Below are 11,880 nucleotides of genomic sequence, written 5' to 3'. Positions count from 1 at the left end.
TCGTTATTGGCTGGCTTTGGGCTTGGGGAAGATCGCTTCCACGGCACCATCGATGGTGCCTTTGACGCCTTGCCCGTCCGCTGTGGCGCCGGGGGCGCCGCCGATGTTCAGGTCAAGGGTGCCGCCGGTGTTGAACTGGGCGTTGCCTTCGGCGTTGAAGTTGAACTGCACGCCGGTGAGGTTGATCTGGCCGCTGGCGTTGAGTTCAAGCACACTCTTGCCGCAGACCAGGCGCAGGTTCTCGCCGACCTCGATCAGGTAGCTGCGGCTGATGCTGTCGGTCTTGGTCGAACCCACCAGCAGGATGTCATCGCGCTTGACCGCGCGAATGCGGTCTTCGCCGATGGTCGCCACTTCGCTGAAGTCCACCACCTTGTTGCGGTTGTGGCCCACCCAGTGGCTCTCGTCGTTCTCGACGGCGATGTCCTGGTTGCGCTCGGCGTGGATGTACAGCTGCTCGGCGCCCTTCTTGTCTTCCATGCGGATTTCGTTGAAGTTCGCAGGTGTACCACCCTTGCTCGAACGGCTTTTCATCCCGCTCTGGGTGGCATTGGCCGGCAGGTCGTAAGGTACGGTCTGCTCGGCGTTGTAGACCCGCCCGGTGATGATCGGGCGGTCCGGGTCACCTTCCAGAAAGCTGACAATCACTTCCTGGCCGATGCGCGGGATCTGCATCGAGCCCCAGTTCTTGCCAGCCCAGGCCTGGGAGACGCGAATCCAGCACGAGCTGTTTTCGTTGGACTGGTCATGCCGGTCCCAGTAAAAATGCACCTTGACCCGGCCATACTGGTCGGTCCAGATCTCTTCACCGGCCGGGCCGACCACGATCGCCGTCTGTGGGCCCCTGACCTGTGGGCGCAGGGTACTGGCCAGGGGGCGGAAGCTCTGCTGCCCGTCGATGCAACTGAGGTTGCTTTCGAACTGGGCATTGCCGCCGCCACCACCGGTTTCCAGGCGCTCCTGGACAATGTAATAGCGGGCGCCGACGATCAGGTACTCACGGTTCTGGTCCTGGCGGCTGAAGCCGCTCATGCTGAACAGATTGCCTGCCGCCAGGCCTCGGGCGTTGCCGCGCAGCTCGATGCGTTCATGCAGGCTTTGCAGCGCCTCGATGCGGGTGCGGGCGTAGTGCTCGCCGTCCTCGCTCTGCACGTAGGTGCCGGGGTAGTCGTACAGCGGATAATCGCCTGCGGTGTGCGGCCGCGGCATTTGCGAGCGTACGTCGATGCGCGCGCTGGGGCGCTGGAAGTCGTAGTCGTTGAGCTCCAGCGAGCCGGACTGCACCTCCTGGGCCAGGTGCCAGTCGTTGAGGTGATCACGCTCGCGGTGCTGGCCATCGGGCGGAAAGTACGGCACCGACTCGTAACCGGGCACCACCTGGTGGGCACCATAGGCATCGGCCAGGACCAGCACGTGGCGGTCCTTTTCGTGGCGGAAGTAGTAGTAGATACCTTCCTGTTCCATTAGCCGGCTGACGAAGTCGAAGCTGGTTTCGCGGTACTGCACGCAGTATTCCCACTCGCGGTAAGGCCGGCTGAGGCTGTCTTCGAAGTCGGAAAACCCCAGGTCGCGAAACACCTGCTTGATGATCTGCGGGATGGTCTGGTTCTGGAAGATGCGGCAGTCGGAGGTCTTGCTCAGCAACCACAACCATGGCCGCAAGGTCACCCGATAACTGGCGAACTGGCCGCGGTCGATACTCTGGCTGCAGCGCGAAACGATGCCGTGAAAGTACCGCGAGCGGCCCAGACCCAGCTCCAGGCTCAAGCTCATGGGCTTGCCCAGCAGTTGGTTGAGGTCGATCGCCGAATTGTCCGAGGTCAGCTGCAATTCGTAATCGAACAGCCGCCCCAGCTCTTCGCCGCCGCCCATTTCCGCCAGGATCAGCGCATCCGGGCCCAGGGGGCTATTGATCTGCGCCAGTCGGGTGAATTGCTTGAATAGCATCGTCTATCTCGTTGAACGCGCCATCATGGCGCGTCGCTGAAGTGGTAGTGCAGGTCGTTGTCGCGGCGGCTGATGCGCACCCCGGCCAGGGCCTTGCCTTCGAGCATGCGGGTGAGGAACTCGCGGCTCATGTCCGGCAGCAGGCTGTTGGTCAGGATCGCGTCGATCATCCGCCCGCCGCTTTCGGTCTCGCTGCAGCGCGAGACGATCAGCTCGACCACCTCGTCGTCGTAGTCGAAGGCGACCTTGTGGGTGCCCTGCACGCGCTTGCGGATGCGTTCGAGCTGCAGGCGGGTAATGGCCTTGAGCATCTCGTCGCTGAGCGGGTAGTAGGGGATGGTCACCAGGCGTCCAAGCAACGCTGGTGGGAAGATCTCCAGCAACGGTTGGCGCAGGGCGGTGGCAATGGCCTCGGGCTGCGGGACGTTCTGCGGATCCTTGCACACCTGGGAAATAAGCTCGGTACCGGCGTTGGTGGTGAGCAGGATCAGGGTGTTCTTGAAGTCGATAACCCGGCCTTCGCCGTCTTCCATGACGCCCTTGTCGAACACCTGGAAGAAGATCTCGTGCACGTCCGGGTGGGCTTTTTCCACCTCGTCCAGCAGCACCACGCTGTAGGGTTTGCGTCGTACCGCCTCGGTCAGCACGCCACCTTCGCCGTAGCCGACATAGCCAGGCGGGGCGCCCTTGAGGGTCGAGACGGTATGGGCTTCCTGGAACTCGCTCATGTTGATGGTGATGACGTTCTGCTCACCGCCGTACATGGCTTCGGCCAGGGCCAGGGCAGTTTCGGTCTTGCCCACCCCGGAGGTGCCGGCGAGCATGAACACACCGATTGGCTTGTTGGGGTTGTCGAGGCCAGCGCGGGAGGTCTGGATGCGCTTGGCGATCATTTGCAGGGCATGGTCCTGGCCAATGATGCGCTTGGCCAGGTGCTGGTCGAGCTTGAGCACGGTTTCCAGCTCGTTGCGGGCCATGCGCCCGACCGGAATGCCGGTCCAGTCGGCAACCACCGAGGCCACCGCCTGGTAGTCGACGGTCGGCAGGATCAGCGGGCTTTCACCTTGCAGGTCGCTCAGGCGTTGCTGCAGGTCGAGCAGTGTTTCGCGCAGCTCATGGCTTTGTGCGCTGCCGGTATCGCGGTCGACTTCGCCGACGTTTTCGCGCAGCTGCGCACGGGTCGCCAGCAGTTCGTCGACCAGGGCTTTCTCTTCGGCCCAGCGGCTTTCCAGTTCGAGCAGGCGCTCGCGCTCGGCAGCCAGCAGAGTTTGCGCCTGTTGCTGGCGGTTACCAATGGCGATACCGATCGCCTGTTCGCGGGCGATGATCTGCAGCTCGGTGTCCAGCGCCTCGATTCGTCGGCGGCTATCGTCCACTTCTGCCGGCACCGCGTGCAGGCTGATGGCGACGCGGGCGCAAGCGGTGTCGAGCAGGCTGACGGACTTGTCCGGCAACTGCCGTGCCGGAATGTAGCGGTGGGAGAGCTTGACCGAGGCCTCCAGGGCTTCATCGAGGATCTGCACCTGATGGTGCTGCTCCATGGTCGAGGCCACGCCACGCATCATCAGCAGGGCTTTGTCTTCGCTCGGTTCGGCAACTTGCACCACCTGGAAGCGGCGGGTCAGGGCCGGGTCTTTCTCGATGTGTTTCTTGTACTCGGCCCAGGTGGTGGCGGCCACGGTGCGCAGGCTGCCGCGGGCCAGGGCGGGCTTGAGCAGGTTGGCGGCATCACCGGTACCGGCTGCGCCGCCGGCACCGACCAGGGTGTGGGCTTCGTCGATGAACAGAATGATTGGTTTGGGCGAGGCCTGCACGTCTTCGATGACCTGGCGCAGGCGCTGTTCGAACTCGCCCTTCATGCTCGCCCCGGCCTGCAACAGGCCGACATCCAGGCTGCGCAGTTCGACGTCCTTGAGCGACGGCGGGACATCGCCGGCAACGATCCGCAGGGCAAAGCCTTCAACCACCGCCGTTTTGCCTACACCCGCCTCACCGGTGAGGATCGGGTTGTTCTGCCGGCGACGCATGAGGATATCCACCAGTTGGCGGATCTCTTCGTCGCGGCCAACGATCGGATCAAGCTTGCCGCTGCGCGCTTGCTCGGTGAGGTCGACGGTAAAGCGCTTGAGTGCTTCCTGCTTGCCCAGGGCGCTGGGGGCCATGGCGCCACTGGCTTCACCCGGTACGGCGCCGGCAGTGAAGCCGTCGCTGGCGCCCAGGGCGTTCTCCGGTGAATCGCCGACGTACTCATCAAAGCGCTCGCTGAGGGCTTCGACCTTGATCTTGGCGAACTCCGACGACAGGCCAAGCAAGGCATTACGCAGGCTCGGGGTCTTGAGGATGCCGAGCACCAGGTAGCCGGTGCGCACCTGGCTCTCGCCGAACATCAGGCTGCCATACACCCAGCCACGCTCGACGGCTTCTTCTACGTGAGAGGACAGGTCGGTGATCGAGGTCGAGCCGCGCGGCAGACGGTCCAGGGCATCGGTCAGCTCACGGGCCAGGCGCGCAGGCTCAAGGTTGAACTGGCGAATGATGCGGTGCAGGTCCGAGTCCTGCAGTTGCAGCAGTTGGTGAAACCAGTGGGCCAGTTCCACATAGGGGTTGCCCCGCAACTTGCAGAACACCGTGGCGGCCTCTATGGCCTTGTAAGCGACGCTGTTGAGTTTGCCGAACAGCGCGGCGCGGCTGATTTCACCCATGTTCCGGACTCCTTGTGGATTGCGATGCGCTCGTCTGCTCGGCGTAGTACCGAGCCAGTGTCAGGTCGCGGGCATCGTGTTGCGGACGGCCGAGCCAGGTATCGAAACCCAGGCGCCGGCCAGTGTTGAGTTGCAGGGCGGGAATTTCGTCCTGCTGCAGAATCAGCTGCAGGTCCCAGTCCAGCTCATGCCCCTGGTGCTCGGCGACCCAGGCCACCAGTTCGGCAAAGGCAGCGCCATCGGGCAACAGCGACAGGTACTGGTCCAGGCTCAGCGGCCCCAGGCAGATGCGAAACTTGTGCTGGCGGTCCCAGACGTGGCTGCCCAGGCACAGGTCCACCCCCAACTGGTTGGCGCTCGCGCCCAGGCGGCTGCGCTCGGGCAGTTGCAGCCATTGGCCGACGTATTCCTCGATGCTCACCGGCACGCCGAAATACGCCCCGAGAATGCCGCGCAGGCCATCGGGGTAGCGGGTCTGGGCGGCGAGGTGGCCGCTGTAGTGCAGTTTGGCGGTGTCCGGCAGCGGGCCCTGATCGCGCAGCGCAGGGGTACCGCGCCCACTCAGGGCGGCCAGGCGAGCAGCCCAGTAGTCGTCATCGGGACGGTCATGGCTGACGGTCGGCCGGGCCTCGGCCCAGGCGCGGTAAAACAGGCTCAACAGGCGATGGTGAAACACATCGAGAAAGCGTTTGCTGGTGCTGTCGGCGTTGTTGCGCTGGCGCTCGCGCATGTACTCGGTCAGGTGCAGCGGCAACGGGCCGTTGGGGCCGCCCAGGCCGAAGAAAAACTGCTCCAGGCGCGCCGGGCCCTGATCGCTGGCCGGTGTCAGCGCCGCCAGGGTCGCCGGTGCAAAGGCACAATCGAGCTGCTGGCCAAGCCGAACAGGGTCATCGACCAGGCGCAGCGAATGGCCAAAGCGTGGCAGCTGCGGCGATTGGCACTCAAGCCGGCGCAAGGCCTGGAAGAAATCATGCTTCCAGGGGGTGGCCTGCATCTGGCTCAAGATATTCACAGGGTCGGACGGCGTCCGGGCTTGGCTTTCCATCGCATGATCTCGCCGCGTTCGGTGGTACGGAGTACCGTTTCGGTAAAGCTGTTGATCGACACGTAACGTGCCAGGAAACGTTCGAACACCGCACCCAGGAGGAACACTCCGGTGCCGCGGAAGGCGTTCTCATCGAACTCAAGGGTGATTTCCAGGCCGCGGCCAAAGACGATCGGCCCGGGCATCGGCAGACGTCGAGTACAGGCCTTGCTGCTGACCTCGCGCAGGCCGTCGATCTGCAGCTGCAAGGCGGCGTCATGGCTGTCGCCATACAGGCGCAACAGCTCACGCAAGGCGGCTGCGCCCTGGCCTTCTTCGGTCAGCGACAGGTAGTTCAGCGACAGTTGGCTGATCAGGCGCCAGGCTTTGTTGTCATGGGCGTGGCTGGCACGCGGCCGGCTCGGCCCGGCCAGGCAGCGAATGGCCGCTACTGGCGCGCTGTCGGCCAGGGTGAAGTCGCTGCGACCGTCGCCAAGGTTCATGAACAGCGGCAAGTCGCGGTTGGTGCACAAGGCACTGACGCCTAGCTGACGCAGGTCGTGGCGATGGGGAGCCTGCTGGCCATCGACCAGGCTGATGAAGGTTTCGCTACCCATATAGGTCGAGCGGGTGCCGTTGCGGCGTTGCTCGCTGGACAGCATGCGCGGCTCACGGCGGACGATGTAGTAAGCCTGGTCACGACCATAGCGCGAGGGGTCGCGCACCGCATAGAAGGGCAGGAAGCTTTGGTCGGGGCCGGTGCCATGGCCGGTCACGCTGCTCAGCGAATGGATTTCGAAATCGGTCGGCCGGGTGCGGTCGGCGATCACATGGTGCTCGTTGACCCGCTCGCTCAGGTGGATACGGTCGACCCGGCGCGGGAACAGGTTGATCGCCGGGGTACAGAAGGGCACGAACTGCTCGACACCGACGCTGCCTTCCAGGGCCTGGTCGTAGCGCTCGAACAGTACGATCAGTTCCAGCTCCTGACCGTCGCAACGTTTCACTGCGCGATCGAGCTCGGCGAATTCGACAAACAAAAAGCGCTGCGGCAGGGCGAAGTATTCCTGCAGCAGGCGGTAACCCTGGAACGCCTGCGGGACCACCGGCAGCGCCGCTTCGCGGTCATCGAAGCCGCAGGGGCGCAAGGCCGACAATGGAATGCGCTCGACCCAGTCGCGGCCCGGCTGGCGGGCGAACACCGCACAGGCATTGCCCAGCAGTTGCTCGTACAGGCGAAACGGCAGTTCATCGGCACCGTTCAGGTACAGCGGCAGGCTGTCCAGACCAAGGCTGTTGAATGCCAGCTCAGCGCCGGTACGCAAGGTGATACGCAACCCGGCGCGAGCTTTCGGCTCGCTGGCGGCAAGGCGCCCGAGGCTGGCTGCGGGGTTACCGAAGTATTCGGCCTGGGCAACTTGCAGTGGCCACAAGGTAACCGGATGGGCGCTGCGAAATTCGCACGGTGTTTGTGAGTCACGGCCAAGGGCGGCGCGCAGCACAGTGCCACGCGGCAGGGTGAAACCGCCACTGAGCGAACCTTCGTCAGGATCGGCCTGCATCTGCACCACGGTCATCGACGGCGTCGGTGCCAGGTAATGCGGGTAGGCGATTTCCAGCAGGTTGTGGGTGAAGGTCGGGTATTCGGCATCGAGCTTGAGTTGGACCCTGGCCGTCAGGTAGGCAAAACCTTCGAGCAGGCGCTCGACGTAAGGATCGGCGCAGTCGATGCCCGACAGGGTCAGGCGCCCGGCGATCTTCGGGTATTCCCGGGCAAATTCTGCCGCGCTCTCGCGGATGTGCTGCAGTTCCTGGTTATACAGCTCGAGCAGGCGCGGGTTCATGAACGCCTCCGGCGCTCGGCGGGGGCAACCCGGACATGCCCGGATTCCAGGTCAAGGTCGGTGCGCAGCAACAACGGCAGCGCCGCTGGCTGGGCCCAGAGGTCGCCTTCGATCTCGAAGCTCAGGGCGTTGTTGTTCATTTCCCCCGCCGCGACCTGGGCGCGAACTCGCAGGCTGTTGCGCAGGATGCGTGGCTCGAAGGTGGCGATGACCTGGTAAATGATGCTCTCCAGTGCGCTGATATCGATGTTCGAGGCGCTGTTACCCGCCAGTGCCGGCAGCCCGTAGTTGACTACCGAGGTGCCAGCCGGGGTGTTCAACGTGGTGGCCGCATCGAGCAGCGAGGTGGTGTTGAGCAGCCAGGTGAGGTCGCGCAGTACCGAAGCCTTCAGTTGGTTCAGCGACAGCACGCGTTTGTCATTGGCTTCTTGCAGGTTGCCGGGCTCATCGTCGGTCAGACGATCGAGCAGCGAAGGCTGCAGGCGGTCACGTGCAGCGATTTCGGCTACCAAGGGGTGGCTCCGGTGGTGGGGGTCAGGATCGCGTTGCGCCTATCGCGGGGCAAGCCCGCTCCCACCTTTTTGTAGGAGCGGGCTTGCCCCGCGAAGAGGGCGAAACGCATCAGGCCTTGATGTTCTGGCGCACGTTCCAGCCGTACTTGACCGGGCCGCCGTCTTTGGTGCCGTCAGCTTTCTGCGGCTGGTAGTCGACCTTGACGATGCCGAAGTTCAGGGTGACGTTCTCGGTCAGGCGGTCATCGCTGCCTGAGCCGCCGGTGCTCAGCGAGGTGATCAGCACCTCTTCGAGGTTGATGACCAGGTAATCAACCTGACTTTCGCCACCGGCCTTGCGCACGGTCAGCGTGACCTTGTCGATGTGCTTGCCGCTGGAGCAGTGCATCATCAGGTTAGGGCTGGATTTGTCGACGTACTTGGTCAGCGACAGGTCCTGGATGTTGACCTTGCCGGCGCCACCGCCACCGCCCATGTGCATGTTGCCGGACTGGGCCATGCCCCAGCTCCAGTTCAGCACATCGATTTCGTCCTTGTGGGCCTTGTCCATGGACTCGCCCTTGATGTCGCCGATCTTGATGAAAATATCAACTGCCATGTTGTCTCCAGAGTGTGGCATCTACCACATTGTTTTTCAGTGCACGCCCCGCAGTGCGGGGCGTTTTAGCGAGCCCGGGCTCAGGCGCCCTTGGCCGATGGCAACTTCGAGACCAGGCGCAGCGACACGGTCAGCCCTTCGAGCTGGTAGTGCGGGCGCAGGTAGAAGCGCGAGTTGTAGTAACCCGGGTTGCCTTCGACTTCTTCCACCACCACTTCAGCGGCGGCCAACGGATGCTGGGCCTTGGTGGTCTCGGTGGAGTGGGTCGGATCGCCATCGACGTAATTGAGGATCCAGTCCTGCAGCCAGCGCTGCATCTCGTCCTTCTCTTTGAACGAGCCGATCTTGTCGCGCACGATGCACTTCAGGTAATGAGCGAAGCGGCAGGTGGCGAACAGGTACGGCAGGCGCGCGGCCAGGTTGGCGTTGGCGGTGGCGTCCGGATCGTCGTACTCGGCAGGCTTTTGCAGCGACTGGGCGCCGATGAACGCGGCGAAGTCGGTGTTCTTCTTGTGCAGCAGCGGCATGAAGCCGTTCTTCGCCAGTTCCGCTTCACGGCGGTCGGAGATGGCGATTTCGGTCGGGCACTTCATGTCCACGCCACCGTCATCGGTGGGGAAGGTGTGCGCCGGCAGGTTCTGTACTTCGCCGCCCGACTCGACGCCGCGAATCCGCGAGCACCAGCCGTAGTATTTGAACGAGCGGTTGATGTTCACCGCCATTGCATAGGCGGCGTTGGCCCAGGTGTACTTGGCGCTGTCGGCGCCATCGGTGTCTTCTTCGAAGGCGAAGGCTTCCACCGGGTCGGTCTTGGCACCATAGGGCAGGCGCGCCAGGAAGCGCGGCATGGTCAGGCCGATGTAGCGCGAGTCTTCCGACTCACGCAGCGAACGCCAGCCGGCGTACTCGGGGGTGGTGAAGATCTTGGTCAGATCGCGCGGGTTCGACAGCTCCTGCCACGAGCCCATGCCCATCACGGTCGGCGAGGCCGCGGCGATGAACGGCGAGTGCATGGCGGCGCACACCTTGGACAGCTCGCCCAGCAGCTCGACATCCGGTGGCGATTGGTCGAAGTAGTAGTCGCCGACCAGGCAGCCGTACGGCTCGCCGCCGAACTGGCCGTATTCTTCTTCGTACATCTTCTTGAACAGCGGGCTCTGGTCCCAGGCCGTGCCCTTGAATTTCTTCAGGGTCTTGTGCAGGTCCGGCTTGGAGATGTTGAGCACACGAATCTTCAGTTGCTCGTCGCTCTCGGTGTTGTTGACCAGGTAGTGCAGGCCACGCCAGGCGCTTTCCAGTTTCTGGAACTCGGGGTGGTGAATCACCTGGTTGACCTGGGCGGTGAGCTTGGCGTCGATGGCGGCGATGATCGATTCGATCGACTTGATCGCGTCATTGGACACCAGGTCGGTTTGCGCCAGGGCCTGTTCGGCCAGAGTGCGAACCGCGGTTTCGACGGCTTCGCGAGCGCGCTCGGTCTTGGGTTTGAATTCTTGCAGCAACAGCGAAGCGAACTCGCTGGCTTGCTCGGTGGCCGCTGGCTGGGCCTGGGTATCACGCATCGGATCGGTCATGAGGCAATGTCCTGGTTAAGCGTTCGGCTCGGCGTCCTGGGGCTTTGGCGCGCTGGCCAAGGCCTGGAGCAGGGCCGGATCCTTGATGGCTTTCATGATGATTTCTTCGGCGCCAGTCTTGCCGTCCATGTAGGTCAGCAGGTTGGCCAGCTGGGTCCGCGCTTCGAGCAGCTGGTTCAGCGAGTCGACCTTGCGCGCCACGGCGGCGGGGCTGAAGTCGTCCATGCTTTCGAAGGTGATGTCCAGGCTCAGGTTGCCTTCGCCGGTCAGCTCGTTGGGCACGTGGAAGGCCACCCGGGGCTGCATGGCCTTGAGGCGCGAGTCGAAGTTGTCGACGTCGATTTCCAGGAACTTGCGCTCGGCGACCGGCGCCAACGGCTCGGCAGGCTTGCCGGCGAGGTCGGCCATGACACCCATGACGAACGGCAGCTGGACCTTCTTTTCGGCGCCGTAGAGCTCGACGTCATACTCGATCTGCACCCGCGGCGCGCGGTTGCGCGCAATGAATTTCTGAGAACTGGGGTTCGCCACGTTGTTCCTCCTGGTCGCAGGTGCGACGGTATTGGCGTCATCGATCGTTGCCGGTAACGGTGGTGCGTAATTGCGTTGGATCTTGCCCGCAGGCGTCAGTCAGTCTCGGGGCCACGCAAGGTTTCGAACTGCGACAGCCCATCGGGAATCAGGTCGCGGACGATCGCGGCAAAATCGGCGTTCACCAGATTTTTCGCGCGGTTCAACAGCACCGGCAGCGGGCTCGAGGGCTCGTGACGGGCGTAGTACTTGAGAATTCGGTCCAGGCTGCGCAGCACCTCGTCGCGGCTGGCGATATCGGCCGAAGCACGGGCAACAGCGGGCGCAGGAGCAGCACTGGCCAGCACTGTCGGGCTGTCTTCAGGGCTGCTGGTTTCGCTGGCGTCGTTGGCGGCTCGCTCGGCTGCCGGCGCATGCTCGGCAAGAATCTGTGCGGCCTGGCGCAGCGGCTGCTTGAGCGCACTCAAATCAACACCGCTGGCCGATCCGACCTGCTCGTTGACGTACTGCTCGATTGCCTCGGCGGCCTCACGGGCTTGCTGTAGCGCCTCGCGGATGGCCTGCAACTGCTCGCTATCGCTGTCGCGCAGGGCACCGCCGAGCTCGTCGGCGTTCAGTGTCTCACTGGCAAAGTGCTGCAAGCCGCTGGCATGCAGGGCCGCGCGCAGGCTGACCGGGCCGAAGGCGCGGGAGCGGATCAGCAGGCTTTCGCGCAGCAGGGCGATGTTGCTGTCGCAAACCAGGCCAGCCAGGGCGTTGATGCGCACGGTCGGGTCGTTGTCATCGTCGGCGTCGAGCTGCGGATGCAACTGCGACCAGTATTGGCGCAACAGGTCGTTGATCAGTTGCAGGCTGCTGGCCAGGCCCACGATGCCGTGCAAGGCGAGGGCACTTTGCACCAGAAAGTGGGTGACGCGCAGGTCTTTGCTGCGTTGCAGCAGGGCGGTACAGGACTGTTCGATCTGCCGCCATTGGGGAGGCTCGGCAGGCTGGATGGCATCCCCCATGACACGCTCGGGCCGGCCTTGGGCATCACGCTCCAATTGCAGGAAGTCCGGGTCGTATTCAAGGTCGTCGCCGCAGGGGAAGTTTTCCGAAACGGCAGCGAGCAAAGGCGCTGAGTTCACCAGATATCGATCTCCATATCG

At 63.7% G+C, this 11,880-nt stretch carries 9 protein-coding genes; all 9 read right to left on the bottom strand.

Annotation, left to right across the window (positions count from 1 at the left end):
• Nucleotides 1-3: 3 nt before the first annotated feature.
• The 9 genes from EXN22_RS26065 to tssA all read right to left on the bottom strand — a co-directional run bounded on the left by EXN22_RS26065 (nt 4) and on the right by tssA (nt 11,859).
• A complete protein-coding gene (locus EXN22_RS26065) occupies nt 4-1,947 on the bottom strand; it encodes a type VI secretion system Vgr family protein (protein WP_130266724.1) in 1,944 nt (647 codons plus the stop codon).
• Nucleotides 1,948-1,970: 23 nt separating this feature from the next.
• Entirely contained in the window at nt 1,971-4,649 is a 2,679-nt protein-coding gene (gene tssH / locus EXN22_RS26060; RefSeq protein ID WP_130266723.1) for a type VI secretion system ATPase TssH, read from the bottom strand.
• Complete coding sequence (gene tssG, locus EXN22_RS26055; protein ID WP_130266722.1) at nt 4,642-5,694, bottom strand: type VI secretion system baseplate subunit TssG; 1,053 nt, start codon at nt 5,692-5,694, stop codon at nt 4,642-4,644. Before tssG ends, tssH begins: the two co-directional genes overlap by 8 nt.
• Entirely contained in the window at nt 5,658-7,517 is a 1,860-nt protein-coding gene (tssF, locus tag EXN22_RS26050) for a type VI secretion system baseplate subunit TssF (protein WP_130266721.1), read from the bottom strand. The genes tssG and tssF overlap by 37 nt, the downstream gene beginning before the upstream one ends.
• On the bottom strand, nt 7,514-8,029 hold the full coding sequence (tssE, locus tag EXN22_RS26045) for a type VI secretion system baseplate subunit TssE (protein ID WP_130266720.1): 516 nt from the start codon (nt 8,027-8,029) through the stop codon (nt 7,514-7,516). Before tssE ends, tssF begins: the two co-directional genes overlap by 4 nt.
• A 109-nt stretch (nt 8,030-8,138) precedes the next feature.
• The gene (locus EXN22_RS26040) at nt 8,139-8,627 is read right to left on the bottom strand and encodes an Hcp family type VI secretion system effector (protein ID WP_130266719.1); all 489 of its coding nucleotides are present in this window, start codon (nt 8,625-8,627) and stop codon (nt 8,139-8,141) included.
• 80 nt (nt 8,628-8,707) lie between these two features.
• Complete coding sequence (gene tssC, locus EXN22_RS26035; RefSeq protein WP_130266718.1) at nt 8,708-10,201, bottom strand: type VI secretion system contractile sheath large subunit; 1,494 nt, start codon at nt 10,199-10,201, stop codon at nt 8,708-8,710.
• Between the two features lie 15 nt (nt 10,202-10,216).
• The gene (gene tssB / locus EXN22_RS26030) at nt 10,217-10,732 is read right to left on the bottom strand and encodes a type VI secretion system contractile sheath small subunit (RefSeq protein ID WP_010221277.1); all 516 of its coding nucleotides are present in this window, start codon (nt 10,730-10,732) and stop codon (nt 10,217-10,219) included.
• Between the two features lie 95 nt (nt 10,733-10,827).
• Nucleotides 10,828-11,859 carry a type VI secretion system protein TssA gene (tssA, locus tag EXN22_RS26025; protein ID WP_130266717.1) on the bottom strand — a complete coding sequence of 344 codons (1,032 nt, stop codon included), beginning with the start codon at nt 11,857-11,859 and terminating at the stop codon, nt 10,828-10,830.
• Nucleotides 11,860-11,880 lie beyond the last annotated feature (21 nt).

The sequence above is a fragment of the Pseudomonas tructae genome (assembly GCF_004214895.1).
GTDB lineage: Bacteria > Pseudomonadota > Gammaproteobacteria > Pseudomonadales > Pseudomonadaceae > Aquipseudomonas > Aquipseudomonas tructae.
This window is presented reverse-complemented; position numbering and strand designations above follow the sequence as displayed.

What these genes read in the sequence shown, in the direction of transcription:
- EXN22_RS26065 (WP_130266724.1), bottom strand. Translation starts at nt 1,947, where the DNA reads ATGCTATTCAAGCAATTCACCCGACTGGCGCAGATCAATAGCCCCCTG.
- EXN22_RS26040 (WP_130266719.1), bottom strand. Translation starts at nt 8,627, where the DNA reads ATGGCAGTTGATATTTTCATCAAGATCGGCGACATCAAGGGCGAGTCC.
- tssF (WP_130266721.1), bottom strand. Translation starts at nt 7,517, where the DNA reads ATGAACCCGCGCCTGCTCGAGCTGTATAACCAGGAACTGCAGCACATC.
- tssH (WP_130266723.1), bottom strand. Translation starts at nt 4,649, where the DNA reads ATGGGTGAAATCAGCCGCGCCGCGCTGTTCGGCAAACTCAACAGCGTC.
- tssG (WP_130266722.1), bottom strand. Translation starts at nt 5,694, where the DNA reads ATGGAAAGCCAAGCCCGGACGCCGTCCGACCCTGTGAATATCTTGAGC.
- tssC (WP_130266718.1), bottom strand. Translation starts at nt 10,201, where the DNA reads ATGACCGATCCGATGCGTGATACCCAGGCCCAGCCAGCGGCCACCGAG.